This window comes from Streptomyces sp. NPDC055749, assembly GCF_053617235.1.
On the sequence record NZ_JBSHFH010000020.1, the window covers coordinates 36905 to 62659 of the forward strand.

Below are 25755 nucleotides of genomic sequence, written 5' to 3' on the forward strand. Positions count from 1 at the left end.
GTCAGTCCGTGAGGAAGGCGCCCTCGGAGCAGGGGCGGCAAACGAAGACGTAGCCCAACTGACCTCCGAGGTTCATCGCGGTCTGCCGGTCGATCCCCTCTTCCAGGTGTGCCGCGAATTCCGTCGTGCCGGAGCAGGAGGGGCACCCGGGCAACCGGTCGTCCTCCAGGTAGGAGGGACTGCCGCCGAGCGATCCGAGCACCTCGCGCTGCTTCCCGAACCTCTCGCCGGGCTCCCTCTCCCACCCTGAACGGGCGAGGTCGTATGCGTCGGGCGGGAGATCGTCGCCGTCGTCCTCCTCCTCGGGCTCGAGCGTCACGACCCGGGTTGTGATCGCCGAGACTGCGGGCAGCAGTGTCACGCCCTTCTCCGGAACGGCCACCGGTACCAGTCCTGCGGACGGGAAAAGAAAGACCCGATTCGCACCGGAGCTCGCGTCCCACATCTCGCAGGCGCCCGGATCGTTCTGGCACACGAACACCGACAGGACGCCGTACTCGACCGGCAGATGCGCGAAGAACTGCATCGGCCCTCCGCAGAAGTCGCCGCACACCGGCCAGATGAACCCCTCGGGCGCCAGCGGCACGCCCCCGGTACGTGGTACGTCTGCATCCGGCGCGGCTGTGCCGTCGTAGATCATCAAAGTTGCCTGCATGGAGGAAGCCTACGGGCGGTCTTCGGCAGCTCGGGATCTGGCATGCACGGGAAGGATCGTAAGGGGCGGTCAAACCGCAGCGAACAGAAACCGGACGACCAACTCTTCGCTTCCGCCGACCTCTTGGGCAGGAACTGCTTCACCGCCTCGACTACTTCCCCTGTTGAGCTCCTCGACGGAGACTCCCCAGCTCTCCTCTCCTTCGTACAGGTTGCTGCCCAGATGCTTGATCGGGCCGCGCGGAGACTTCCGTGCGGCCCGCTTGCGATGCGCGGTCAGATCACACTCGCGCCATGTGGGTGTGCGGGTCCAGCATGGCGAGCCAGGGGTGGTCGCCGCTGGTGCGGACCAGGCGGCCGGTGACAGTGGCGGTGGGGCCGCCAGCCGTGAGGCAGTCGACCTTGAATTCGCCCCAGTAGAGCTTGCCGTCCTGCGCGTGCGAGATGCGGAAGGTGCCCCAGGAGTGCTGCGGGATGCTGCCCACGGTGCACGTGGAACGGGAGTTGACGAACACCCGCAGCTCCTGGTTCGCGACGGGATGGTCCGTATGCGCGTCGCCCTTGAGCGAGGAGAGCGCGACCGTCTCCGGCGAGGGCGAGGCGGGCGCGGCGACGGTGACGGGCGCGGTGACGGCGGCCACAAGGGCGAGGAGGGCGGTGGCGCGCAGGGTCCTGTTCAACATGCCGGCTCCGATCGTGGGGCGTTTGGATACTCACTGATCGTCGTCAACGCCCGTGTCCCAGGCATCGTTCGCAGGCAGGGTCCGTCTCCGCCGCACGGCGGAGACGGAATTTGACCGGATTCTCCGCAGGAGTGCGGCCGTTCGGACTGCGGGCCATCCGCAGCTGGTGCGCGATGGTTCTTCAGTGTGCTGGATTCCGCGCTGCCGCTGGTACCGACGACACGGCCCGTTGCCGTGAACCCTGTCGACGGCTGGAGGGGCGCTGGGCGACGTGTTCGGCCTTGCCCCTGTGCGGCGGGAGCCTGGCGCTGCCGGGGTCAGGGCCCGGACGTACGCCGATGTCCGGAACACCGGCGCCGCCGAGGCTCCGCAGAGTGGCTATGTCGATGATTGAGGGTTCTGGATCAATTTCTGTGGTCGATTACGTAGCGTGTTCCTTCAGGGGGCCAGCCAAGATGCCCGCCAGCAGCGTCATCCTGGTGGTGTCGCACAATGAGCGGATGACGTATACCGAGGATGCGGCCACCGCACACGCCTGGGCGGCCCTGGGGGGCCGGAGCCAACTGGTTCAGAGCGTGTCCTTCGAGGGGGCGGGTGCTGTCCTGCCGTCGCGTCTGCCGGTGAGGGAACTGGCGCGGGCCAGCGTCGGAGTGGCCTCGCTGGCAGCGGCGGAACTGCTGGCGCTGCGCAACCGCGTGCCGGTGCCCGCAGTGCGGGTGAACGAGGCGGCGGTGGCCACCGCGTTCGTCAGCGAACGCCACCTGCGAATCGCCGGCCGGGCCCCGACGTCTTTCGCCCCGCTGTCCGGGTTCTGGCAGGCGGCCGACGGCTGGGTTCGCACCCACGCCAACTACCCGCACCACCGAGCCCGGCTGCTCAGCGCCCTGGATATCGCGGACACAGAAGCGGACCAGGTGCTGGTGGGTGTGCTCTCGAAGGAGCTGGCATCGCGACCGGCCGGGGAGGTCCAGGAGACCGTCTACGCGGCGGGCGGCCTTGCTGTGGCCGTGGCTTCCGCGCCCGCTGCGGCCGGACCCGCCCTGGTCGAGACGCGGCACGTGGGTCAGAGCAGCCCTCGACTGCTGGCGCCCGCATCCGTACCGGCCCAGGACGTGCGGGTCCTGGACCTAACCCGCGTCCTCGCCGGCCCCGTCGCCACACGCACACTGGCGCTGCTGGGCGCCGACGTGCTGCGCGTGGACGCCCCCCAACTCCCCGAGGACCCAGATACTCACACCGACACCGGCATGGGTAAACGCTCCACGTTGCTGGACCTCAGCAGCCCCGGTGACCGGCACGCCTTCGAGGACCTTCTCAGCCAGGCGGACGTCGTGGTGACCGGCTACCGCCCCGGCGCCCTGGACCGGCACGGACTGACCCCAGACGTGCTCATGGACCGGTACCCCGGTCTCATCGTGGCCCAACTGTGTGCCTGGGGGTGGTCCGGCACCTGGGCCGAGCGCCGCGGCTTCGACAGCCTGGTCCAAGCCGGTACCGGTATCGCCGCAATCGAGGCCACGGCCGACGGCCGCCCCGGTGTGCTGCCCGCACAGGCGCTGGACCACGGAACCGGGTACCTGCTCGCCGCCGCCGTCCTACGTGCACTAAGCGACCGCCAGACCACTGGCGGCGGGCGGCATCTTCGCCTCTCCCTGGCAGGAACGGCCTCCTGGCTGCTGCACGATATCCACCCCACCTCCGGGCAGGGCGAAGCCGACCTCTACGACCCCAGATCCTGGCTCACCGAGACCGAATCGCCCTACGGTCTGCTGCGTCATGCTCTGGCCCCGGTCCACTACGACGGCGCACCCGCGAACTGGAACCGTGCCCCGACCCAGTGGGGTACCGATCTGCCGAACTGGGCCTGAACGGGAGCAAGAGGCACGGCCGAGCCGTTGTGGCTTTTGGTCTCACCTTGGCTGGACCCCCTTCACGCCAGGAGGACCCGTTTCCGGAGGAGTGAGAAGCCAGCTCGGCCGTACATCTGACGCTTGATCATTTTGATCCGGTTGACATGGCCTTCAACGATCCCCGAGTTCCAGGGCAGGGTGAGACCCGCGATGACGGCGTCGAGATCACGTTCGAGGCCGTTGACGAAGGTGTGCATGCTGGGCAGGTCGTCGGTTCGGACCGCCGCCATCCATTCGCGGAGTCGACCACCCTGGAGCTGAGTGAGCATCTGGGCGAAGGCACGAACATGCCTGGCAGGCGGCCGGGCATCGCGGCATCTGGACGGGCCAGGCACAGAGCTGCGGGAACGCGGCGTGACCTAGCGGCCCGTCGCATCCCGGCTACTTCGGTGGTTGGTGCTGCCTGATGCCCTGCCAGCGGTCACGTACGGCTTCCCGTTCGGCGAGATCTTCCTTTCGGCGGGGGTCGTTGCGGTTGCGGTCGGTCCCCTCGTCGCGGCGTCGGTGACCGCCCAGGCCGGTACTACCACGCGGTCGGGTCGACCGTGTGGACGCAGTGAGGGTCAAGGCGTCTATCCACCCAGCGTTCCTTCTCGCCGATGGGTGAGGGCAGAGCGGCCAGCGCGCCGGTGAGCTGCACGTCGGCCGCGATCAGGTCGTTGGTCTGTTCGGTGGCGAGGTAGAGCCGTATGCGGTCCTGTCCGGTGAAGAGGAATCCGCACAGGACGGGACGGCCTGGGCCCACAGCTGCGCAGAGCGCGCGTTCGTCTCAATCGCAGGTCCCGGTCAGGGGAATACGGGCGTCACCACTGGCTGGCATTCGGCGCCGCAGCCGGAATCGGTCCACAGCGCCAGGCCGATCACCAGGAAGAGCACGGCGAGGACCGACACGTAGAGGAGGCGCCAGGGCAGCTCCAGCGCATCGGGGCCGTAGAGCCACCGTCTGCCCACGATCAGCATGAGGACGGCGATGGGCAGGAGCAGTGCTCCCAGGACACTCAGCAGCGCCGCAAGCACGGTCGGCCTCCCTCGGGGAGCGCGGTGAACGATCGGAGGTCAAGCACGGCAACACCGCTGCGACGTGGATGTCGCTGCGCTCTGACGCGGCCGTCAGCACCAGCTCACGGCCACCGCGCTGGACTTTCACCGGCTCAACGCCTGGTGGACCGACACCCCACGTGCCCGCACTTGCACGTCACACCTGGCAGCCCTCTGGCCCATTAATTAGACCTGAGCAGGCCGCATTCGCCAACAGTGTCGTTCGAATGCCAGGGTCGGAGCGTTGTCACAGTGGCTACCCGAGCCAGACGATGTCCAGGATGGAGAGGTGGTGCAGGGGGCGGTTGGCGAAGAAGACGACGGACAACTGGCCGACGGACGCGATGCGTACGTCCTCGCCCTCCGGGTCGCCGGCGTCCCACTGCGGGAAGCCCCACGGGTTCCCGGCCGCGGCGTCCAGGACGTCCCAGACCATCTGCTGCGCTTGCTCGGGCAGTGCGTCGAGCACCTTCGTGGCCGGAGGCGACAGCCGGACCGCGTACGGCTGACCGGTCACCGGCGCCTGCTCCGGATCTCCTCCAGGTCGACGAACGCGGAGTCGTCCTTGTCGGAGGCGAGGAACGCGTCGACTGCCGGGGCGGAGGCGAGGCGGGCCTGCCAGACCTGGACGACCTCGTAGAGCCCGGCGAGGGAGAACGTCCGGCGCGACTCCTCCAGCGCCGTCGTCCACTCCTGCTCGAAGGCCGGCACCCACCGGTCCGCGCGCCGGTCGGCGCGCAGCTGATCGAGGAGTTCGGCCGGGGCTCCCGGGGCGGGGGCATACGAGGTGAGGGGGGCGTGGTCGGGCTGCGCAGTCATCGGCTGGGTCCTCCCGGAGGGTCGTACCACCACGGTACGCGCGCCAGGTGGCCGTGGACGCGAGCATGGGCGGATCCCCTTCTACCGGGTGCGCAGGGAGAGTTCGCGCCCGTGCCCGCATCGCTTCCACCCGGCAGACTCACCCGGGATCGCATCATCCGGGGGGCCGAGGGCCGTTCTCCTCCTGTCCTTGGCGACCACGGTACCGAAGCCGGGCACGGACCGCTCCAGACCCCCTGGTTCAGCGTGGCGAGCGCCTTCGTCGCGGTCGCTGTGGCGAGGCCGACGGCACGGACACGACTGCCTCGTCGGGCAGGCGCTCTACCGCCACGTCCCCGCGCATCGTCCGGGGCGAGGTCATCGGCCGGGTGAGGGCAGCCATGGCTCGTACCAGCCAGGGATGGCCCTGCCAACGGCCCCACAGCCAGCCTGCCTCCATATCGAGTAGCGCACGCCAGCCGGACGACCTCCCCCAGTTGCTCTCCGTTGAACACCGTCTCTGACAATCAGCCGTACGCGCTCGTCGATGCTCAGGACGTGGCGGTAGAGCGCCATGGTGGGGACACCGAACTCACTTTCAACTCCCCCACCACTAGGCCGTTGACCAGGACACATGGAGGACTCTCACCGGATTCGCTAGAGCCCCAGGACGATCTTGCCGTGGGCGTGGCGATGTTTCGAACTCGATGTAGAACTCGCGGACTTGCGCCAATAGGTAGGCGTTCGCGATCGGCACCTCGAGGCGGCCGTCGACGATCAGCTCGGCAAGCACCTTGGCGCTCTGCCCGGGCGCGAACCCCCGTCAGTCTTCACCCCGTGCTTCTCGGCGGCCTCGAAATCGGCGATGGTGTCAATCCGATCCCAATCCCGATCGGTCGCGACGCCGAGGGCGAGAGCCACCTCGACGTACCGTCGCCGAAGGTGTCGATGAAGGCATCCACGCCGCTGGGCGCGGCGGCCCTGATGCAGTCCGCGACGCCTCGCCGTACGCGACCGGAATCGCGTCGTGGCTCTTCAGCCACTCGTCCTTGCTCTCGCTCGCCGAGCCGATGACCTTGGCCCCCGGTACGGCGCGCGAGCTCGAGGACGAGCGAGCCGACTCCCCCCAGCGGCTCCGGAGATGACGATGGTCTCGCCCTCCTTCGGCCGGACGGCGTGTACCCCCTCCCATGCGGCTACGCCGACGACGTACAAGCTGCCGGCCACCTCCCGTGAGACCTACTCCGGCTTGCGCGTGAGGTCACCGGCCTCGAACAGGACCAACTCCGCCTGAGAGGCCCGCTCCTGGGTGAATCCGATGGCCTCGTCGCCGGGCGAGAATCCAGCAACCCCGGCGTGACCTCTTCGATGACCCCGGCGAGGTCCCTGCCCTGTCCGTACGGGAATGTCGCCGGAAACAGGCCCGCCAACGCCCCAGTGCGGATGACTGCCTCACTGGGGGTTCTCTCTCCTTCGACTCACTGAAGCTGACAGCGTGTGAGCTACGCCCCCCGGAGTTCGAGCACGGGAATGATGCGGATTCCGGCAGTCTGGCGTGCGTACTCCGCAAAGCCGGGGTAACGCCGCGCTTGCTCTGCGTAGATGCGGTCGCGTTCGGCGCCGATCAGTTCGCGGACGGTCACCTGGTAGGTCGCGGTGCCGCGTTCGATGATGCCTTCACCGGCGGCGGTCAGGTTGCGGTACCAGTCCGGGTTGGCGGGTGCTCCGCCCTTGGTTGCGAAGACGTAGACGATGTCCGGCGCGGTGTCGTGAGGGAGATACATCATCGGGCTGACGTACTCCTGCCCGCTCTTGCGGCCGCGGTGATGGACGAGGACCAGCGGAGCGCCCTCGAAGACCCCGCCGACCCTGCCCTCGTTCGCTCGGAACTCCGCGATGGTCTTCGCGTTCCGGTCGAGCGATTCGCTCATGTCGGACTCCTGTCGTTCAAGTGATCGCTTCCATCAGGCAGATGAGGAGGCATCAGTGGATCAGGGTGATTCGCACGGCCGGGGCGCCCGCATGCTCGACCCTCTGGTGACGGCGGACGTGCGTGCCTTCTCGGCGGCATGGGATGTCTCTGGTCATGAGACCTCAATGGGACGTGGCGGGATTTCTCGTACGCCGCAGAATGGGCGAACAGATCCCGGCGGGCGGCTCAGGCCGCGACGGCCGAGGCCACGCGCAGCGGTGCGAGCGCGGCGCTCCAGACGATGACTTGGTCGAGCATCGTGTCCAGGGCCTGCAGGTTGTAGTCGCCGGGCTTGAAGACGCTGAAGTTCTCGAATTCGGTGATCATCGACAGTGCGACGTGCTGACGAACGTCGGCCATCTGGAGCTCGGCGGCCACCGCGCGTAGGTGCTCGACGGCCCGCACCCCGCCAACCCCGCCGTATGACACGAAGCCGACCGCCTTGTCGTTCCACTCGGCGTAGAGGAAGTCCATGGCGTTCTTGAGCACGCCGGGGATGCCGTGGTTGTACTCGGGTGTCACGATGACGAACCCGTCGAACGGCGCGATCTTGGCTGCCCATCGCCTGGTGTGCTCGTGCTGGTACTGGCCGAGCATCGGCGGCAGTGGCTCGTCGAAGTGCGGCAGGGGGTGGTCGCGCAGGTCGATGAGTTCGAACGCGGCGTCGTCGCGGCGCGAGGCTGTGTCGATCACCCACTTCGCCACCTGTTCACCGTTGCGGTTGGGGCGGGTACTGCCGAGGATGATGCCAATCTTGAGCATGACGTTCGCCTTCTGACTCTGCGGCGCTTCGTCGTCGAAGTGCGTTGTCCTATAGATCGCATGCTGTGCAGATGATCTCTTCAACAACAAATGGGCGGGTACAATTCCTGTTATGAGCACCGATAGACCGACCTCGCCGGTCGCCGACGGTGTCGACTTCGCGGGGGACTTCGGTCTCTCCCTCCTCGTCCTGGTGCGCGCGTACCGGACCGTCGTCGCGTCGGCCCTCGATGACGTCCCGCAGGGTGCTCGCGGCTACCAGACTCTCGCCGTCGTCGTCCGAGGCGACCAGCAGAATCAGCTCGCCCTGGCCACGTACCTGGGGATCGACCGCACGGTGATGACCTACCTGATCGACGACCTCGTCACGGCCGGCCTGGTAGAGCGCCGGCTCACCCCGGCCGACCGGCGCCAGCGCAAGATCGTCGCCACCGCCCGGGGCGTCAACACCCTCCAGGACCTGCAGCGGCAGGTACGGGAAGCCGAAGACCGGCTCCTCGATTCGCTCGATGAGAGTGAACGCCAAGCGTTCCGGACCCTGCTCAGCCGGATCGCTTGCGACGTCCGGGGCATGGACTTGGCCACTGCCCCCTGCGACTCCGCCCCCGCCCCGTGCGACGACATCGACGAACCCGCGTCCTGAAGGGTGGTGGCCGAAGCCTGCGGAGGGGCGTCTGACGCCGGGCTGGGGTCCTGTCTGATCATGTGGTGCGGGCTATGCCTGTCCTTTTGCCCGGTGCCGTTTTGCATACGACCAGGTCACGGCGGTCATCAGGGCAGGCGTGGCGAACAGCGGGGCGAAAGCGAGCCACCAGACGGTCAGTGCCGTATCGCTCGACATGTACGTCTGGCTTTCGACGGTGAAAGCGACCACGAGTTGCCACAGCGCCACCAGGACCAGGACGCCCGAGGCGGTCCAGGCCAGCGTGGCGAGGGCCCGGGGGCGCAGTGGCTTCCACCGGTCGCTGACGAGCAGCAGCGGAAGCAGAGCGGCTGCCTCGGCTAGGACGGAGAGGCCGACGACGTACGCGATGCCCCATCCCGGGATGTCGAAGACGTCGCGCAGCACCTGGTCGCTGTAGCCCACGTAGACACCGGAGGCCATGGCGATACGCCACAGACCGGACGGGAGTGCGCAGAGGGCTATGGCGTGGGCGGCGCGGCGAGCCCAGCCAGGCGCGGGGGCGGGCGCGAAGGCGGGGAGCGGAGCGTTGACTGTCGTCATGACGTACATGCTGGCTTCGGGCGCGGCAGCTGCACATCGTCCGCTACGGCGGGCTGCCTCCCCCTCTGGGGGGACGGTGCGCCCGCTGAGGTAGGACTTGAAGAGGTCCCCCAGGGTTCAGGCCAGTCCGTTCCAGCCCCACTGGGGTGTGGGGCCGGGGTCACCGACGTCGGTGCCGACCGGATCAGCCGACACCTCGCACGCGATCTTGGTGCCCCAGTCGAAGTATTCGATGACGCGGCGCCGCAGCAGTTCGTCGTCCGGGAGTTCCTTCTCGACGGCAGCTGTCATCAGCTCCATCCAGCGCAGGCGCTGCTCCTCGGTGATCGACAGGCCGAGGTGGGCGCGCAACAGAGCCTGGTGGCCGCCGAGTTCGTCGGTGAACCGGGTCGGGCCGCCGAAGACCTCGGCGAGCCAGATGGCGACGTGCTCGGTATGCGTGCGGCTGAAATTGGCGAAGACGGGCGCGAGCAACGGATCCGCCAGGACACCGTCATAGAAGGTGTTGCTCAGGCGGCGGAGCGTATCGAGACCGCCGATGGCCTCGACCAGGGGTTTCGTGCTGTCGGTCATTCCGCCTCTTCCGGGTGAATGGATGGCACGGTGGTCTGCTCGTGATGCTTCACTTCCACGAGGCTCCTTGCATTCAACCGCAGAGCGACTCGATTGCGAGCACGACCCGGGTGAACTTCCCGGGCAGAGCTCTACGTTGGCCGCCCTGGAAGCGGGCGACGTCCATTCCGGTCGCGACGAGCGGCTGACGTGCGGCTGACCAGCGGCTGACCGGCAGCTGACCGGCAGCTGACCGGCGGAGCCGAACCGGAAGCCGAGGTGGCAGAACCGGAAGCCGAGGTGGCCGAGGTCGTCCTTGACGGCGGCCGGACTGGTCTTCCCGCCTCCCTCCCTGCGGTGATGCCGCGTCAGCCCAGCGCGCGGTCGAGGTTGAAGGCGGCGCTGATCAGCGAGAGGTGGGTGAAGGCCTGGGGGAAGTTGCCCAGCTGCTCGCCGGTCGGGCCGATCTCCTCCGCGAACAGACCGAGGTGGTTGGCGTAGGTGAGCATCTTCTCGAAGGCGAGCCGGGCCTCCTCCAGCCGGCCTGCGCGGGCCAGCGCCTCCACGTACCAGAAGGAACAGATCGAGAAGGTGCCCTCGGGGCCGCGCAGGCCGTCCGGGCTGGCGGTCGGGTCGTAGCGGTATACCAGCGAGTCGGAGACCAGGTCCGTGGTGAGCGCGTCCAGGGTGGAGAGCCACTTGGGGTCGGTGGGCGAGATGAACTTGGCCATCGGCATCATCAGCAGCGAGGCGTCCAGCACGTGGTCGTCAAGCCCCTGGACGAACGCCCCTCGCTCGGCCGACCAGCCGCGCCGCATGATCTGCCGGTAGATCGCGTCCCGGGACTCCCGCCAGCGGGGCAGGTCCGTCGGCAGACCGCGGTGGTTCGCCATACGTATCGCGCGCTCCAGCGCCACCCAGCACATCAGCCGCGAGTACACGTAGTTCCGCCGGCCGGCCCTGGTCTCCCACACCCCCTCGTCGGGCTGGTCCCAGTGCTCGCACAGCCAGTCCACCACGGCGCCGACCTCGTCCCAGCGGTCACTGCTGATCGGCTGCCCCCACTTGTCGTAGAGGTAGATCGAGTCGATCAGCGCACCGTAGATGTCCAGCTGGAGCTGGCCGGTGGCGGCGTTGCCCACCCGGACCGGTGCGGAGCCGAGGTATCCCTCCAGGTGGGGAAGCTCGTACTCGGGCAGCTCGGTGCGCCCGTCGATGCCGTACATGATCTGCAACGGACCGCTCTCCGCCGTGCCCCGCAGGATGCCCCGCTCGGAGAGGAACCCCATGAACGCCTCGGCCTCCGAGGTGAACCCCAGGCGCAGCATCGCGTAGACGCAGAAGGCGGCGTCGCGGACCCAGACATAGCGGTAGTCCCAGTTGCGCTCGCCGCCGATCTGCTCGGGCAGACTGGTGGTCGGTGCGGCGACGATCGCACCGGTCGGCGCGTACGTGAGCAGCTTCAGCACCAGCGCGGAGCGGTTCACCATCTCCCGCCACCGCCCGTGGTAGCGCGAGCCGGCCAGCCAGCGGCGCCAGAACCGGACGGTCGCCTCGGCCTGCTCCTGCGCCTCGGCGCGCGGGCACGACCGGACCGGGATGTCGTCGCCGATCTGGTCGAGGGCGAACACGTGGGACTCGCCCTCGAGGAGCTTGAAGTGCGACCACACGTCCAGGCCGTCGCTCTCCAGGGGTGCGGTGGCGGTCAGCGCGAGCGTCAGTGACGGGGAGCGGAACACCGCAGCGTGGCCCTCGATGTGCGTGGTGTGCGCTTCGGCGCCGTAGCCGAAACGGGGGGCGATCCGCGCCCTGAGCGGGAGGGTTCCGCGGACGCAGATCACCCGCCGGATCAGCCGGTGCCTGGCCGCTTCGCGCGACTCGTCGACCACGGGCATGAAATCCTGGATCTCCGCCACCCCGTCCGCGGCGAAGAACCGCGTGATCAGCACGTTCGTGTCGGGGAAGTAGAACTGCCGGGTGCGGTTCGGGACCTCGGCGGCCAACTCGAACGACCCGCCCCGGTCGGCGTCGAGGATGGAACCGAAGACGCTCGGCGCGTCGAAGCGCGGGCAGCAGTACCAGTCGATGGTGCCGTCCGTGCCGACCAGGGCGGTCGTACGAAGGTCGCCGATCAGGCCGTGCTCGGAGATCGGGATGTAACGGCAGCCGTCCGCGTGCTCGAAACCAGTCGTGTCGAACGCCATACCGGCCTCCCTGTCCCTGCGGGCCCGGGGCTGGCGACGAAGCCTTGCTCTTCATGCTAGACCGCTGCTCGATGCGGGGGTCCTACGGAGCCGTGCGTCCACCCCGAGAAGTACCGGCGGGCTGCCTGAAGCGAGCGAGCCGGTCGCCGAGTCCTGTCCTCAGCCACGACACGGCCGATTCCATACATCGGTCGCCGGTCGAGCGCCCTCTGACAGAGTGCTCGCTGTGCTCGCCGCGTCCAACAACCTCCGTGTCCTCGACCCCGAACAACAACATGTGCGCCGCGGTGTCGGGGGCACCACGGCCTGTGACGGCCTGCTGGTGCGCGTCGGACAGGACAGGTGTAGAGAGGAAGAGTGTTGCATCGCTTCGTCGGTCCTCGATGGTCGGCGCGACGTGGTCGTGGGCTGGCTGCCGTCCCGATCGTGATGATCGTGGCGGTTGTGGTGGTCGACGTTCTTGCTCCGCCCGATATCCACCTGGGCCCCCTGTTGGTCGCAGCACCGGCGATCACCGCATCGTTCGCCGGCCCGTGGGGGACGGGGCTGGTTGCCGCCCTCGCGGTGGTGGCTCAGGCGGTCATCGCGGTTCTGCGCGATCGCGACACCCTCTTCTCAGCGAACCACCAGGCCCAGATCGCCGCCCTGATCCTGGTCGGAACGAGCCTCGTGATCTTCTGCGTACTGCGGGAGCGCCGTGCGAAGGAACTGACACAAGTGAGGTACGTGGCCGAGACCGCCCAGCGCGTCGTCATACGGCCGCTGCCCAAGCGGATCGGGCCGCTGCACGTCGCCTCGCTCTATCTTGCTGCCGAGGCCGAGGCGCAGATCGGCGGTGACCTGTATGCGGCCGTACGTGCCAGCTCCGGCACCCGGCTGATCATCGGCGACGTCCGGGGCAAAGGCATGACCGCCGTCGGCGACGCCGCCCTGCTGCTCGGCGCGTTCCGGGCTGCCGCCCACCGCCAGGCGACTCTGGCCGAGCTGGTTACCTACCTCGACGGCAGCGTGTGCTGGGGCCTGTCCGAACCCGCAGAGACGGATCAGGCAGGAGAGACCTTCATCACCGCCGCCATTCTGGACATCCCCGACCGGGAAAACAGGGTCCACATGATCAGCTGCGGACACCCGCCCCCGGTCGTGCTCCGAAACGGCCGCACCTTGACGATCGAGGCCTCCCAGCCCGCTCCTCCGCTGGGCCTCGGCGAACTGACGCACCCTCGCTACCACATCGACACCTTCGCGTTCGAGGCAGGCGACCTCCTGTTCCTCTACACGGACGGAGTTGTTGAAGCCCGCGACGCCACGGGTGCCTTCTATCCGCTCAACGAGCGCATCGTGGGCTGGACCGAGAGCAACCCCCACACATTCCTGAATCGCCTCCGGCATGATCTGCTCGACCACGTCGGCGGGCGGTTGGGCGACGACGCCGCCATGATCGCGATTGAGCGCCCACCCACGTCGAATTGAGCGCCCACCAACGTCGACATGATGTGGAGCAGCTGCGGAAGCGACCCTCATCTCCCGGGACGCAGCAGGGCGGACGGTGACCGCATGGCTCGCGGTTTCCCTGCGGGTACGCAACCGTACTCGCGGCTTCCCTGCGGGTGCACAACCGTGCTCGCCGCTTCCTTGCGGGTGCAGAACCGTGCTCGTGACGCTCGCTGGCGCAGCGCGACCGCCGAAGGTGACATGCCCGTGGCTCCGCCGCGCATCGCGGACCCGGCAAGGACAGGTCCGCCCGGCGTACGAGGCGACACGTCCAGCTGTAGTTCCGCCTGCGGGAAGTGCCTCAGACCGCGACGGCCGCGGGAAGACGACCCGGAGCCTTTGGACGCGTCCGTTGCGGCGGAACATGAGCCAGGCGAGGGACGGTGGGCAGACGTGGACGGCGCCGTCGTGGGTGACGTCCATTTCCCAGATGCCGATGTCCCGGCCGGCCACCACATGGCGCAGGTGCTGGCGTACCCCGTCCTCCAGGTAGTGGCGCATGACCGGGACGGGGTGGATGCGCTCCCCCGGCCGGCCGAGTCGCCCGACCATTTCGGATTCCGCCGGCCACAACTCGGAGATCTCCCGGGGCAGACCTCCCGTCTCCCACGCGTCCAACGTCGCCACGGCCTCCTGCCTGCTCCCCTCGGTGAGCACGGAGGCGTCGTCGTGCGCCTGTGTGGCGGTCGACAGCAGTTCCTGGGCCATCTTTCCCCTGGCCTGGTGGAGCCGACTGCGCACGGTCCCGACCGGTACCTCGCACGCGTCGGCGATCTCCTGATAGGAGGTGATCCCGGTGAACTGCCGCAGCATGAGCACCAGTCGGAGTTGCGGCGGCAGCGCTTCCAGTGCGCCCCAGATCCAGTCACGCATCGCGTGCTGCTCGATGAGCTGCTCCGGTTGCGACAACTCCTGGTTGCGCGGATTCAGGTGGTCGAGCCCGTCCAGGCCGGGCGTCTCCCGTGTGGCCCGCAGGCGCATACGGGCGTGGTTGCGCACGACCGCCCGCAGCCACGCCCCCACTGCAGCCGGGTCCCGCACGTCGCCGATACGCCGCAGTGCTGTCAGCGCGGCGTCCTGGACGGCGTCCTCCGCGTCGGGGCCGTGGCCGAGCAGGCTCAGTGCCACCGCGCGCATCGGCGCCTGATGGCGGGCCAGCAGCAGGCCGAGGGCTCCGGTCTCGCCGGCCTGGGCCCTGCGGGTGAGTTCGTCGTCCGTGGGTGAGTTGAAGGGCACCATGTCTGAACACCTCCGTGGCGACATGTCGCGAACCTTGTTCGGCGCAGGAGATGAAGTGCCGCTTCTCCCGCTCGGCGGTGCACGGGCAGATTAGAGCTTCCGCATCGGGCACGGGTGCCCCTGCCGGAGAAAATACGCCGGGTGAAGTGGTGTCTCAGGGCCAGTGGGCGGACTCGGGCAGCCAACTTCCGTGGAAGCCGGCCGGGACGGGGCGGGGCAGTTCCACCACCCCGCTTGGACCACGAGGTCCGTGGCATCGAGGACGAGCAGTTCGCCGGTCTGACCGTCGTCGCTCGAGACGAGGGACAGGAGCCAGCCCTCGTCCTCATCGGTGGCGTCCAAAGCGGGTACGAAGACCGCCTCGCCTGCGTAGCGGCTCCCTGGCATCTCATGGACGTGACGAGTGTGGCGCGCGAGGTCGTGCTTGGCGATGCCGTCGTCGGAGACGGTGTACAGGTATCGGTTCGGGCGTCCGGTGAGGATCTGGTTGTGGGTGGGGAACTCGGCCGCACGGTCGTCGAGTCGGGACTCGATGACCCGGCCGGTGGTCGGGTCCAGGGTCCAGCGGTGCAGCAGCGCGGCGGCCTGGAGGTCCGCCGCGCCGGCCGGCCCGCTCGGTCCCGCGGATCCGCCGATGTCCGACCACGTGCGCCGAAAGCCACGGTGGTCGTAGCGCACCGCGTCCAGCACGACACGTCCCTGTGCGTCCTCGTAGGCGTTGCCGACGTGGAACACGTAACAGGGTTCGACGTCGTACCACCGCACCGCGGTACTGCCGGGTGTACGGGACATGATCCCGAGCCGTGCGCCGTACTCCTGGTCCCATCGGTACGGCATTGCGCCCCGCCCGGCCAGGGCCGGGTCGAAGACGACAGGCAGGTCCATGAACACGACGTGGTGCTCGGTGATGGCGAAGTCGTGCATCATCGTCGGGCCCGGCACCTCGATCGGGCGGCTGTCGAGCAGCCGTCCCTGCGCGGTCACTTGGTGGTACGTGAGGTAGGGCGGGGCGAACCCGGTCTCGAACAGGTGCAGTTCTCCCGTGACCGGATCCTCCTTCGGATGAGCGGTCATCGCGGTGTTCAGCCGTCCCCCGAAGTCGTACGGTCCGATGGTCTCCAGCGACTCGGAGACCCAGTAGGGCAGGCCCACCTCGCACGGGGCCAGCACCTTGTCGGCGTGCCTGATCACATGGGTATTGGCGGGCGTCGCGGCCAGGTCGAGGGTGAAGTCCGCGCGGACGAAGGGATGCCCAGCCAGCTCTCGGGTGCGGATCCACCGGTTTCGGTACCATTCGGCGCGTCTGTGGCGCAGGCGGATGCCGTGGAGCATGCCGGGACCGGTGAACCAGTACCCCTTGTCCTGGCCGGGCAGCGGGTTGGGGCCGTTGCGCAGATATCGGCCGTCCAGATCTGGCGGTATGGATCCCCGTACGGTGAGGTCGGCCGTGCCGTGCTCGTCGACTACCGGGGCGAAGCGGCCGCGGAGGTACAGGGGAAGAGCTGTCTCGTCGGTCATTCCGCTCTCCTTGTCGGGCCCCGTGCGGATCCCGCGGAAGCTGCCGAATCCGCACGGGGCGTTGGGGCTGCGGACCCTTACTTCGCGGTGGTGCGGGCCGCGTCCTCGATGAGGTCCGTAACGGCACCCGGGCGGCTGACCATCACTGCGTGCGAGGCCCCTCGTACCTCGGCGATACGGGAGTGGGCGCGCCGGTACTCGAAGCGCTGAAGAGCGGGCGGAATGGCCTTGTCCCCGGTGGCGACGACACCCCAGGACGGGACGGTCCGCCAGGCGGCCGCCATAGTCGTGTCGGTGAAGGCCTTTGTGCTGAACGGCCGTTGACCGGCGGCCATCACGCGCGTGATCCTGCGCGGCACGTCGGCTGCGAAGACGTCGTGGAACCTGTCGGGCCGCAGGTAGAGGTCCTCGCCCGTGGTCCCGTCCCCGTCGCTGTAGGGCACGGGGGCGAGGGCGGCCCCGATCTCGCTGCCCGGGTACTTCTGGATCAGTTCCGCAAGGACCTCACCCTTGTCCGGGACGAAGGCGGCGACGTACACGAGCGCCTTGACATTCGGGCTGTCTGCCGCGGCGTTGGTGATGACGGCACCGCCGTAGGAGTGACCGACGAGCACAATCGGGCCCTCGACCGACTTGAGGAAGCTCGCGATATAGGCAGCGTCCGTGGACAGACCGCGCAGCGGGTTGGCCGGTGCCACGACGGGATAGCCGTCCTTCTGCAGTTCGGCGATCACCCCGTTCCAGTTGGACGCGTCGGCGAACCCGCCGTGGCCAGGACGACCGTGGGCTTGGGGCCGGACTGCGCGGCCTCGCCCTGCTGGCCGGTTTCTGCCGCGGCTGCGGATACGAGGAGGGTGGCTGCGGCGGTGGTCGCGGCGGCTACGGCGACAAGGCCGCGCAGGCGGCTGCGGAGGTTTCTCATGCGGTGGCTCCCGTGGCCGCCTTCGTGATGAGGGCTGCGACCTCGCCGGGCTTGGACACGTAGACGGCGTGGCTGCCGCCGGTCTCGTTCACCGTCGCGCCGGCCCGCTCGGCCATGGCGCGCTGGGCCGGGGGCGGGATCATGCGGTCGTCGGTGGCGACCAGGTAGAAGCTCGGCCTGGTGCGCCAGGCGGGGTGGTTGACGGCCCCGCCCAGCGCGTCCAGGCCCCAGGGGACCTGGGAGTCCGCCAGGAACCGTGCCTCGTCGGCGGGCAGGTCCCCGGCGAAGGACGCCGCGAACTTCTCCCGGTCGAGGAAGAGGAACCCACCGGTCGGGGGCAGGATCGGCGGAACGGGAGCGCCGGGGGCGGGTCGGCGATGAGTGTGTTCACTGACTCGCCCTTGTCGGGCATGAACGCCGCGACGTAGACGAGCGCGCTCACCTGCTCGTGGTTGCCCGCCTCGGAGATGACCGCGCCGCCGTAGGAGTGCCGACCAGTACGGTCGGACCGTCCTACGCGTCGAGGATCAGGTTGACCGCTGCCACGTCGCCTTCGAGCGAGAGCGTGGGGTTCTGGACGATGCTCACGTTGTAGCCGTCCGCGCGCAACAGGTCGTAGACCCTCTTCCAGCCCGATCCGTCGACGAATCCGCCGTGGACGAGAACGACGTTCCTTGCTTCCGGGATGTTGCTCACGACGTGCCTGCTCCTTCTTCCGGTGAGTCCTCGGGCCACGCGCCCGGGGGTTGTGGGTGGCCGTGCGCAGGTGACGCCCCATCTAAGGAATCGAGGTGCTGCGGAGGGTTCCCCGCCGCCGAACCACCAACGCCAACGCCAACGCCAACTAAATGCACGGCGGGCATCAAAGTTCGAACCGTGGAGCGTGACGCTCGTCAGATTACGATCTCCGTGTGGACCGGGAACTCTGCCGCGCGGCGAAGGGAAGTCGCCGTCCGACGGAGCCCTACGCCCGCGCCCGGAAGCCCATGGAACTCACGCTGGACACGCCGCATCATCTCGAGTGGGGAGGAGCACTCCCCGACGGATCCGTCGTTCCCGCCTTGGAGGATGTCGACGGCTGACGCAGCCGTGGTCGAGGGTGTCAGTTCAAATGACCTGATTGCCACATATCGGGGCATAGTCGCCGCACGGCGCCGTGTGCCAGGGTGGCCGACATGGATTGGCAGTCTGAGAGCCCGGAACTCTGGACGTTCCTGGAGTCACTGCCGCGCGGCAAGATCCTGACCGGCACCGTCGCGGCGATCGAACGGTTTGGGGTCTTCGTGGCCCTGGACGACAGCCCCGGCCATCCCACGTTTCCCGGCGTCGGGTTCATCACCGTCCCCGAACTGTCCTGGCTGCGCATCGACTCTCCCAGCGATGTCGTCCAGGTCGGACAGCGTGTCTCGTGCGAGTTCCTCCAGTTCGACACCTACAACGCGGAGGCCAGGCTGTCCTTGCGCGCACTGCAGCCCGACCCTCTCCGGGCCTTCGCCGACCGCACCAGGGTGGGCCAGGTACTGCGTGGGACGGTTGAGAAGGTGCTCCCCTTCGGTGCGTTCGTCAGCCTTGGGGACGGAGCCGTCGGGCTGGTCCCTTTCAGGGCACTGACCGGACTTCCGTGATGTCCCGGTTCGCCCAGCCCTTGGCCACAGCAGACCCCCGGTTTGGATCACCGGTGCGCCTATACGGGTCACTTCCGGGCGTCCCCCGAGCGAAAGACGCTCGATGGGGGTAGGTCGCTTCGCGCAGGGTGACCTTGGGATCCGTGAGGAGATCAGCTGTGTACGCAGTAATTCGGCGTTACGAAGGAGTGACTGACTCTGCCGAGGCGGGACGCCGAGTGGATGAGGGATTCGTGCCTCTCCTCCGCCGAGTACCCGGCTTCGTGGCCTACTACTGGGTGGACGCCGGGGACGGAGTGATGGTCTCTACCAGCGTCTTTGAAGACCAGTCCGGGGCCGAAGAGTCGATCGAGCGGGCGGCGGACTTCGTAAGGGACAACCTCGCGTCGCTGCTCCCCAACCGTCCTCAGGTCACGGCCGGCATGGTTGTGGCTGCTGGGTAGCGACCTACGAAGGGGGCCGCTGGATCCCCGCCACCACTCCGACGACCTGGCCCTTCACGAAACTCCGCGCAGAGCCCCTTTCAGAGAGGTCCACGACCGGCCTGCGGCTGACTGGCCAGAAGACTGCGAGCTCGATGAGCAGATCGCCGTCGTCGTTACGGACATCGAGCCCGGTCCACGGCCCGGGCAAATGCCGGGAGAGACACACCGAGTCCAGGGTTGGGCAGTGTGTGGCACCGCAGGGGCCGTCAGGCGCAGGGCCGGTCGGCGCGCGGGCAGTCTGCCGGCTACACCTCGTGCCGCGGCTGTGGCTGCACCGGGTTCGGAGTGACGAACACCGCAAGGCAGCGGAACTCGTCTTCTGGGTGCACCAGTTGCGAGTATGGGCGCCAGGCGAGCGTGTAGGCACCCTGCAGCACTCGGGTGTTGTCCGGGAAGGAACCGCCGGCCCACAGCAAGGTGCCGCTGAGCTCGCGGCCGTGGTGGATGCGGAACTCCTCGTCCTTGGTGGGCATCCTGCGTTGCCTGGGGTGCCACAGCGACGCCTCGTTCGTGATGAGCAGGGCCAGCCCGTTCTGGTCCTCACGGTCGCAGAAGCGTTCCAGCCTTCCTACGTCTCGCAGGAAGTCCCTACGCGCAACGTCCGGCGCGTTGTGCCCACGCAAGGCGTACTCCTCGGGAGGCGTCCCTGCGGTGCCCGACCACTGCCGGGTCACGTACTTGAACTCGACGGCCGTACGGCCCGCCGGCCCCAGGCACAGCAGGTCCAGATACTCGGACGCGGCGCTCCCGCGCACCGGAACCTCCAGACGGCACCTGACCTCCCGCGCGACCTCGCCCACCGCGAGGGCGAAGCTGTGCTGGAGATCGGCCTCGGAGTGGAACACCGGCCGCCGCGCGCGCAGACGCGCCAGGACGTCGTCCAGAGCAGCGCTACCCGCGATCGTCTCCAGGACAATGGGCGGGGGCGGGGGTATTGGCGTGGCCATCGCGCCATTGAAGCCTGTGGGGCTTGCCCGCGTCAGCTGATAGCCAATCACCGTCGAGAGGAGGTCGGCCTGCCTCCCCCTGCGCACGCCGAAGCACACATGATCCGCCGGACACGCTCACCGCTGAGCTTCCGGAGCCCCCTGCCCTCCCGAAACCTGGCACCGCCTGCCCGATCCGTCCCGGGGGCAGTGCCGGCCTCTTCGGCAGATATGGAGTTGCTGGAGCCGACGCTCGGCGAGCGGATGCCCAATGCAATCGGCGCGACGGGGAATGAGATCGCCGCCTCGGAGTCGCGCCTCGGCATCACACAGCCCGAAGAGCTCGAGGCGATGTACCGGGTGACCCGGGCACGGTGGGAGGACTGAGACGACGGCTATAGGCGCCACGCGAAGCCACAGCGGTCGGCTGCGCACTCTTTGCCTGGACGACCTGTGCATCGCCGACGTGGCGTCCCGTCACTGACGCTGGGAGTTCGCGGCGATGGAGGCGGCCGTCACCCCGCCCGACGCCCGCCATGCAGGGCATGGTCGGCTCACCCGGCTGGTTCGCGTTCGGAGACAACGGCGGCGACGACCGGATCGCGGTCGACCTGATACCCGGCCGCCCGGCGGACACGCCGGGCAGGTCATCAGGCTGGACCACGACTGGCAAGGCAACGCGATAAGCCACATCAGGGAATCCTGGGCGGGTCAGAAAGAGAAGTGCTTGGCCACTGCCCAACCACGCTCTGCCGACCTCCCGTAGAAGGCCCGGAGGTCCTCGTGGTACTCAGCCAGGCGCTCCCGCAGTTCCTCATCCGGATCGGACGAGGGCAGTTGCCGCCACTCCTGCCACTGGTCCGAGAACGACACCCCCTCCAGGTGTGCCGCCGCGCGCACCACGTCGGGCGGGTCGAGCGTTGCATGGCCAGGGCCGCCGCACGGGTCAGGTATGTGCCGGCCACCGAAGACGGGGAGCTCCCGGTCGCCACCCGGCTCCGAGCGGGGCCAGTAGAGCTCGTTCAGCTGGAAGAAGCCACTCTCGAGCCATACTGCCTCTCCTGCCCGGACCCGCCGGCGCAGTTCGTCGAACTCCACATCAAATAGAGCATCAAAGCCGGCAGAGTCCGGGGGTAGCTCGGGAGATTCGAGCCCCTGAAAGTAGATCCACATACTCATGCCCGGCAAGCTACCCGGCACCTCTGACACCAGCCCCATCGCAGCATTCAAGGGAGATGAGGTGAGAGACGCAGCAATCTCGTCGACGGCTCTAATCAAGGCGGCGCTAGCCGGCCACTGAGTACAGAGCGCGCAGCTGAAACGCTCACTGGCCACCCTCGACGCTCACCGCGAATCCGGTTTCAGCGCACGCGGTGGGGGGTGGAGCAGGGATCAAGTCCACTCCCGAGCTGGGTGCCGGGGGCCTTCCCACCCACCCCTCATGGCCGCGAGCCCTCCCAAGGACGTGCCGTTCGATGTCGGGCTGGCGAAGGTGCTCCCCTGCCCCGAGAAGCAGGACCTCCGGGACCGGCGTCGTACGGGCACGGGCCTCCGGCCTCGCCTCGCTGCATGTCCCTCATTGAGCGGGCGGTGCCGAACCACCCTCTGCAGGCGCCATATCGCATACTCACCGTGCGGGCGTGGCAGACCTGTCTTGTGGTGTGGATCGGGCAGTGGGTGTCTCACTGCACGGGGATGGAGGGGCTGGTCAGGTCCATGGGAATGACCATGCCTGTCGGACAGCGTCGACCAGCGGGTGGCGCGTGTTGCAGGGCGACACAGTCATTTCCTGAGACATCCCGGCCAGACGCTCAGGTCAGCCGTCTGGTCCGTTGGATCTCTAAGCTTGGTGATCACCTCCCCCACCACTGTCGGACGATGGGTCAGGGTAGGTGCTTGCGCACCTCCGTCCAGCTGGTGAGTCGGTCCGTGGTCGGTCCCTGGAAGCGAGGAGCTTGGTGGCACCGCCGAGACGGGCCGCACTCTCGCCGTCATCTGGCACGAAGGCTGCCAGAAACCACATGAGCAGCCCCTGTTAGGCCGGTGATGACTGAGCCGCCAAAAGAGCGGCCCACAACCAGGGGCGGTTCTTCTATCGCGTCAACGACCGCTTGCACCGCTTCGGTGTCGGCCAGAAGCAAGCCACCATGGAGTTCCGGGGCAGCAACCTCACTCCGGCACCTCCCAACTCCCCAACAACCAGGCCGAAGTGTCGCTGGTCGTGGGTCGCGGTCGAGCGCGCCAACACCACAGCATTCACGCAGGTCCCCAACTCAGCTGGCGTTCACTTCTCCCTCAGCGTGATCGTGTGCGCCTCGCCGGTCACGCCAGAGCACACGATCAGCGCTCAGCAGCGCCTGACCTGCAAATGTGAGCCGCAGAGCTTCAGGCGTTCAGGCCGCCGAGGTGAGGAACTGGTGTGGCGCCGCGCAGCGTGGTGCGCAGTTTCCGCTGGGTCGCGCGGCTGTCGAGGCGTACGTCGAGGGCCCCGGGGAGGGCACTGTCCGCCCGCAGACCGGTGGGCAGCCGCGAGTCGTCTAGTCCGTCGCGCCTGGCGATGAGGATGCCGAGTTCATGACGGCTCAGGGCCTCGCTTCCGCCGAGATGGTGGATGCCGCTCCCATCTCCCGACGCAAGTTCCATCAGAGCTGCGGCCAAGTCGGCCACATGCACCGGGCAACGGATATCGTCTGTGAACAGGGCGCCGGCGCGGGTCCTGGAGGCAAGCTCATGCACAGCGCGTTCGTGTTCGAACTGCCCCTCGTCGCCGATGATCAGCGAGGTGCGCGCAACCACGGCGCCGGGATGTACGAGAAGGACCCCTGTCTCCGCCGTGGCCTTCGCCGCCCCGTACGGGGTGAGGGGATCGGGCAGGCAGGACTCGTCGTAGTGGACACGGGCGCCGGAGAACACGGCGTCGCTCGAGACATGGATCAGACGGCTGCCGGCCTTCGCTGCCGCCATCGCCAGACGGACAGGGCCCCCGGCCGCGACCGCCCAGTCTGTCCCGCCGCTCGATGCGTTGACGATGACACGAGGTCCGATCTCCGCTACGACCGCGTCCACCCTTCCGGGGTCCCGCAGATCAAGGGCGTGCCAGGCGACCGCTCCAGCGCTCCCGGGTCTGGTCGCGTAGGCCGCAGCCGTGTACCCGGTTTGTGCCGATTGCCGGACAAGCTCGGAACCCAAGAACCCGGAACCACCAACGATCAGAACCGTCACGACACCACACCCTAACGAGCTCGTGCATGGTTGGCGGTGCTTCGTCGACGCTTCGGGACCTTCGTCGTTGTCACGGTCTGTGGCGTGAGGAACCGCGCACGCGCAGCGATCATCCGAAGCCCGCGAACCACGGGCCTGAGGCATGAGGGGATTGCTGAACTCGTCGCCGAAAGCGGCCCGTTGTAGCACGTGCGGTGGAGTGCCTAAGTCGACCTCAAGGCCCTCGTAGGCGCTAATGCAAACTTTCGGACGCTACGTCGCGACGTCTCGGCAGCGCTGAGAACATGTGTCTGTCGCCTCAGGATGCGGCGTGTGCCGGCCGGGGATTCGCGCCCCGGCCGGCGCCCGTCTGCGTCAGTACATGGAGACCCTGTACTTGGCGAGCGCTTCGGGTACGGGCTGATAGAACGTCGTACCGCCGACGGTGCAGTTGCCGCTGCCGCCGGAGGTGATGCCGAGAGCCTTGGTGCCGTCGTACAGCGCACCGCCGGAGTCACCCGGCTCGGCGCAGACGTTGGTCTGGATCATTCCGCGGACCGTGCCGCCGCCGCTGTAGTGGACGGTGGCGTTGAGCGCGGTGACCGTTCCGCTCTTGGTGCCGGTGGTGGAGCCACTGCGCTTGACCGGTTCACCCACGTAGGCGTCGGCCGCGGTGTAGCCGCCGGGGTGGCTGAGCGAGGCGTTGTCGTAGCGGACCAGTGCGTAGTCGTTGCCGGGGAAGCTGGAGCCGGTGGTGGGGCCGATCAGCGTGCTCTGGGCGGAGTTGGTGTACCACGTCTTGGCTACGTTGCCGCAGTGGCCGGCGGTGAGGAAGTAGTACGTGCTGCCGCTGACGACGTTGAAGCCGAGCGAACAGCGGTATCCGCTTCCGTAGATGGCGTCGCCCGGGCCCAGGAGCGGGGTGAACTTCCCTGCGGTGCGCTCGATCCGCAGCGCGCCCGCGTCGGCGCCCGCCGCCTTCCTGATCTTCGCGAGGCCGGCCTCGGACACGGTGCTGTCGGCTGTCACGACGACCGTCCCGGTGGCCTTGTCCACGTGCCATGCGGTGCCACCGACATCGGCCTTGAGGACGGCCTGGTCGACCCTGGCGAGCTCGGTGGCGCCCAGGGTCCGCGAGGCAGCTGCCTCTGCGGTCGGCAGAGCGAGTGCGGTTGCCGCCAGCAGACCGGCGGCAACGGCGGCCAGCCCGGCGCGTCTCGCGATGGCGGTGCGGGAACTGAAGTGCAGGATCCTCACGTGATCTCCTTCTGGGAGCATCGGGGTCCGATGGGTGGTGGACCCTGGCGTGTTCCTGACAAGCGCTGGCAGTGAGTATGGGTACGCGACCGGGGGCGCACAAGACGGCGCGGGAGGCGAAGCGACGAACGGTCTCCGATCCGCGGTCCGCCCCCATGGCCCAGACCTCGAACACGGCCGCTCCTCCGTCACCGGTTTCGAAACCTGGACGGACTGATGCCTGCGGCTCAGAAGTGATGAGTACGAGAACTCAGGCTCCCTGGGAGGTCGCGAAGCGACGATGGATCAACCGCGTCGCCCGAGCCCCGAGGAGCCCCGTGCTCAGCCGTATCGCCGCCACCGTCGTCCCCTCCCTCGGCCGCATGACGACGTCAGCCGAGCTCACGACCCTCCAGAGCCCCTGCATCCTCGTCGCCAACCACACATCCCTGGCCGACCCGGGCATCGTGCTCGCGGCCCTCCGCCGCCTCGGTATCGAACCTGTCATCCTTGCCACCGCCGGCCTGTGGCGCATCCCCGTCCTGCGCTTCCTCCTGGACCGTGATGGGCATGTACCCGTCCACCGCCGCACGGCCCGCGCCGCCGACGCCCTGGACCAGGCGGCGGCTGCGCTCGGCGCCGGCCGCCACGTTCTCATCTACGGCGAGGGCCGCCTCCCGAGCCGCACGGACGCCGCCGAAGCGGCCCCCGAAGCGTTCCGTAGCGGCCCCGCCCGTCTCGCCGCCGCTTCCGGAGCCCGCTTCATTCCGATCGGTCAGGCCGGTGCCCGCAGGATCACCTCGGGCAGCCGCACCAAGCAGTTGGCAGGGCTACTCACGGCGCCCCTCCGGCGCCCTCGCCTGCATGTCCACATCGGCGCCCCGATGACACTCCCCACCGGGATCGACGCTGCGAGCGCGGTTGCCCACCGCGCCGTCACCGAAGCCTGGCGTACCGCCGCGCTGCAACTCGGCGAGCCAGCAGCACTCGCAGCCTGACCGACCGTGCGGGCGATTCCCCGCACACGATCAACCCACACCGCGCAGGCCGGCGCTGCCGCATCCGACCTGGCCGCGTACCGGCCGTTCGCCCACGCCACCGAAATCCTGCGCGGCCCGCCGCCCGTACGCCTACGACGGTGGCAGCCCCATCCGCTCCTGGTGCGAGTCCCGCAACAGGCTCGCGGGGCTCACCACCGACGCTCCCCCGTCCAGGACCAGTTCGGACTCGGTCAGCAGTGCGGCGGCAGGAGATGCCGCGTAGGCGACCGTGTCGGTGATGTGTTCCGGGGTGCCGACCACGCACGCAGGCGCT

At 68.4% G+C, this 25755-nt stretch carries 26 protein-coding genes and 4 pseudogenes; 8 read left to right on the forward strand and 22 right to left on the reverse strand.

The genetic code is table 11. The features are described 5' to 3' along the window. Position 1 precedes the first annotated feature (1 nt). Both ACWGO0_RS17325 and ACWGO0_RS17330 read right to left on the reverse strand, forming a co-directional pair. On the reverse strand, positions 2-655 hold the full coding sequence (locus ACWGO0_RS17325) for a hypothetical protein (RefSeq protein ID WP_453534881.1): 654 nt from the start codon (positions 653-655) through the stop codon (positions 2-4). A gap of 280 nt (positions 656-935) precedes the next feature. Then, positions 936-1337, reverse strand: coding sequence for a hypothetical protein (locus ACWGO0_RS17330; RefSeq protein ID WP_453534884.1), 402 nt, complete (start codon positions 1335-1337; stop codon positions 936-938). A 650-nt stretch (positions 1338-1987) separates the two neighbouring features. On the opposite strand from ACWGO0_RS17330, the gene ACWGO0_RS17335 reads away from it, so the two are divergent. Next, positions 1988-3205: a CoA transferase gene (locus tag ACWGO0_RS17335; protein WP_453535116.1), complete on the forward strand. Its 1218-nt coding sequence runs from the start codon at positions 1988-1990 to the stop codon at positions 3203-3205. A 62-nt stretch (positions 3206-3267) separates the two neighbouring features. On the opposite strand, the pseudogene ACWGO0_RS17340 reads toward ACWGO0_RS17335, so the two are convergent. The 7 genes and pseudogenes from ACWGO0_RS17340 to ACWGO0_RS17370 form a co-directional block, all read right to left on the reverse strand. Beyond that, positions 3268-3543: pseudogene (locus ACWGO0_RS17340) on the reverse strand (transposase); the annotation flags it as partial. 227 nt (positions 3544-3770) lie between these two features. Next, complete coding sequence (locus ACWGO0_RS17345; protein ID WP_453534887.1) at positions 3771-3992, reverse strand: hypothetical protein; 222 nt, start codon at positions 3990-3992, stop codon at positions 3771-3773. Between the two features lie 41 nt (positions 3993-4033). After that, on the reverse strand, positions 4034-4264 hold the full coding sequence (locus ACWGO0_RS17350) for a hypothetical protein (protein ID WP_453534889.1): 231 nt from the start codon (positions 4262-4264) through the stop codon (positions 4034-4036). Between the two features lie 277 nt (positions 4265-4541). Beyond that, entirely contained in the window at positions 4542-4802 is a 261-nt protein-coding gene (locus ACWGO0_RS17355; RefSeq protein WP_453534892.1) for a hypothetical protein, read from the reverse strand. Next, entirely contained in the window at positions 4799-5104 is a 306-nt protein-coding gene (locus ACWGO0_RS17360; RefSeq protein ID WP_453534895.1) for a DUF6247 family protein, read from the reverse strand. Before ACWGO0_RS17360 ends, ACWGO0_RS17355 begins: the two co-directional genes overlap by 4 nt. 1481 nt (positions 5105-6585) lie before the next feature. Beyond that, positions 6586-7014 carry a nitroreductase family deazaflavin-dependent oxidoreductase gene (locus ACWGO0_RS17365; RefSeq protein WP_453534898.1) on the reverse strand — a complete coding sequence of 143 codons (429 nt, stop codon included), beginning with the start codon at positions 7012-7014 and terminating at the stop codon, positions 6586-6588. 227 nt (positions 7015-7241) lie between these two features. Next, positions 7242-7817, reverse strand: a complete 576-nt coding sequence (locus ACWGO0_RS17370; RefSeq protein WP_453534901.1) for an NADPH-dependent FMN reductase — start codon at positions 7815-7817, stop codon at positions 7242-7244. 112 nt (positions 7818-7929) lie between these two features. On the opposite strand from ACWGO0_RS17370, the gene ACWGO0_RS17375 reads away from it, so the two are divergent. Beyond that, complete coding sequence (locus ACWGO0_RS17375; RefSeq protein WP_453534904.1) at positions 7930-8460, forward strand: MarR family winged helix-turn-helix transcriptional regulator; 531 nt, start codon at positions 7930-7932, stop codon at positions 8458-8460. Positions 8461-8532: 72 nt separating this feature from the next. Here the strand turns inward: ACWGO0_RS17375 and ACWGO0_RS17380 are convergent, their stop codons facing one another. From ACWGO0_RS17380 to ACWGO0_RS17390, 3 genes are all read right to left on the reverse strand, one after another. Then, positions 8533-9051: a hypothetical protein gene (locus ACWGO0_RS17380; protein ID WP_453534907.1), complete on the reverse strand. Its 519-nt coding sequence runs from the start codon at positions 9049-9051 to the stop codon at positions 8533-8535. Between the two features lie 108 nt (positions 9052-9159). Beyond that, the gene (locus ACWGO0_RS17385) at positions 9160-9615 is read right to left on the reverse strand and encodes a group II truncated hemoglobin (RefSeq protein ID WP_453534910.1); all 456 of its coding nucleotides are present in this window, start codon (positions 9613-9615) and stop codon (positions 9160-9162) included. Positions 9616-9962: 347 nt separating this feature from the next. Beyond that, entirely contained in the window at positions 9963-11798 is a 1836-nt protein-coding gene (locus tag ACWGO0_RS17390; RefSeq protein WP_453534913.1) for a glycoside hydrolase family 15 protein, read from the reverse strand. Between the two features lie 429 nt (positions 11799-12227). Between ACWGO0_RS17390 and ACWGO0_RS17395 the strand changes: the two genes are divergently transcribed. Then, on the forward strand, positions 12228-13268 hold the full coding sequence (locus ACWGO0_RS17395; protein WP_453535119.1) for a PP2C family protein-serine/threonine phosphatase: 1041 nt from the start codon (positions 12228-12230) through the stop codon (positions 13266-13268). 520 nt (positions 13269-13788) lie between these two features. Further along, on the forward strand, positions 13789-14070 hold the full coding sequence (locus tag ACWGO0_RS17400) for a hypothetical protein (protein WP_453534916.1): 282 nt from the start codon (positions 13789-13791) through the stop codon (positions 14068-14070). Here ACWGO0_RS17400 and ACWGO0_RS17405 read toward each other — a convergent pair. The 5 genes and pseudogenes from ACWGO0_RS17405 to ACWGO0_RS17425 form a co-directional block, all read right to left on the reverse strand. Beyond that, a pseudogene (locus tag ACWGO0_RS17405) lies at positions 14043-14552 on the reverse strand (RNA polymerase sigma factor); the annotation flags it as partial. The gene ACWGO0_RS17400 and the pseudogene ACWGO0_RS17405 sit on opposite strands and share 28 nt — an antisense overlap. 66 nt (positions 14553-14618) lie before the next feature. Then, entirely contained in the window at positions 14619-16046 is a 1428-nt protein-coding gene (locus ACWGO0_RS17410; RefSeq protein ID WP_453534919.1) for a carotenoid oxygenase family protein, read from the reverse strand. A 77-nt stretch (positions 16047-16123) separates the two neighbouring features. Beyond that, positions 16124-16780, reverse strand: a complete 657-nt coding sequence (locus tag ACWGO0_RS17415) for an alpha/beta fold hydrolase (protein ID WP_453534922.1) — start codon at positions 16778-16780, stop codon at positions 16124-16126. Further along, a complete protein-coding gene (locus ACWGO0_RS17420; protein WP_453534925.1) occupies positions 16777-16968 on the reverse strand; it encodes a hypothetical protein in 192 nt (63 codons plus the stop codon). Before ACWGO0_RS17420 ends, ACWGO0_RS17415 begins: the two co-directional genes overlap by 4 nt. Beyond that, positions 16965-17655 (reverse strand): annotated as a pseudogene (locus tag ACWGO0_RS17425) (alpha/beta fold hydrolase). The gene ACWGO0_RS17420 and the pseudogene ACWGO0_RS17425 overlap by 4 nt, the downstream one beginning before the upstream one ends. A gap of 488 nt (positions 17656-18143) precedes the next feature. Between ACWGO0_RS17425 and ACWGO0_RS17430 the strand changes: the two are divergent. Continuing rightward, positions 18144-18590 (forward strand): annotated as a pseudogene (locus ACWGO0_RS17430) (S1 RNA-binding domain-containing protein); the annotation flags it as partial. A 221-nt stretch (positions 18591-18811) separates the two neighbouring features. After that, on the forward strand, positions 18812-19036 hold the full coding sequence (locus ACWGO0_RS17435; protein WP_267047436.1) for a hypothetical protein: 225 nt from the start codon (positions 18812-18814) through the stop codon (positions 19034-19036). Positions 19037-19323: 287 nt separating this feature from the next. Here ACWGO0_RS17435 and ACWGO0_RS17440 read toward each other — a convergent pair whose 3' ends face one another. Next, positions 19324-20025, reverse strand: coding sequence for a hypothetical protein (locus tag ACWGO0_RS17440; protein ID WP_453534928.1), 702 nt, complete (start codon positions 20023-20025; stop codon positions 19324-19326). 210 nt (positions 20026-20235) lie between these two features. Between ACWGO0_RS17440 and ACWGO0_RS17445 the strand changes: the two genes are divergently transcribed. Next, entirely contained in the window at positions 20236-20391 is a 156-nt protein-coding gene (locus tag ACWGO0_RS17445) for a hypothetical protein (protein ID WP_453534931.1), read from the forward strand. A 324-nt stretch (positions 20392-20715) separates the two neighbouring features. On the opposite strand, the gene ACWGO0_RS17450 is transcribed toward ACWGO0_RS17445, so the two are convergent. The 3 genes from ACWGO0_RS17450 to ACWGO0_RS17460 form a co-directional block, all read right to left on the reverse strand. Beyond that, complete coding sequence (locus ACWGO0_RS17450; RefSeq protein WP_453534933.1) at positions 20716-21183, reverse strand: hypothetical protein; 468 nt, start codon at positions 21181-21183, stop codon at positions 20716-20718. 1206 nt (positions 21184-22389) lie between these two features. Next, on the reverse strand, positions 22390-23226 hold the full coding sequence (locus ACWGO0_RS17455) for an SDR family oxidoreductase (RefSeq protein ID WP_453534936.1): 837 nt from the start codon (positions 23224-23226) through the stop codon (positions 22390-22392). Between the two features lie 354 nt (positions 23227-23580). Continuing rightward, positions 23581-24462, reverse strand: coding sequence for a S1 family peptidase (locus ACWGO0_RS17460; RefSeq protein WP_453534939.1), 882 nt, complete (start codon positions 24460-24462; stop codon positions 23581-23583). A gap of 317 nt (positions 24463-24779) precedes the next feature. Between ACWGO0_RS17460 and ACWGO0_RS17465 the strand changes: the two genes are divergently transcribed. Then, complete coding sequence (locus ACWGO0_RS17465) at positions 24780-25439, forward strand: lysophospholipid acyltransferase family protein (RefSeq protein ID WP_453534942.1); 660 nt, start codon at positions 24780-24782, stop codon at positions 25437-25439. 132 nt (positions 25440-25571) lie between these two features. On the opposite strand, the gene ACWGO0_RS17470 is transcribed toward ACWGO0_RS17465, so the two are convergent. After that, the gene (locus ACWGO0_RS17470) at positions 25572-25742 is read right to left on the reverse strand and encodes a hypothetical protein (protein WP_453534945.1); all 171 of its coding nucleotides are present in this window, start codon (positions 25740-25742) and stop codon (positions 25572-25574) included. Positions 25743-25755 lie beyond the last annotated feature (13 nt).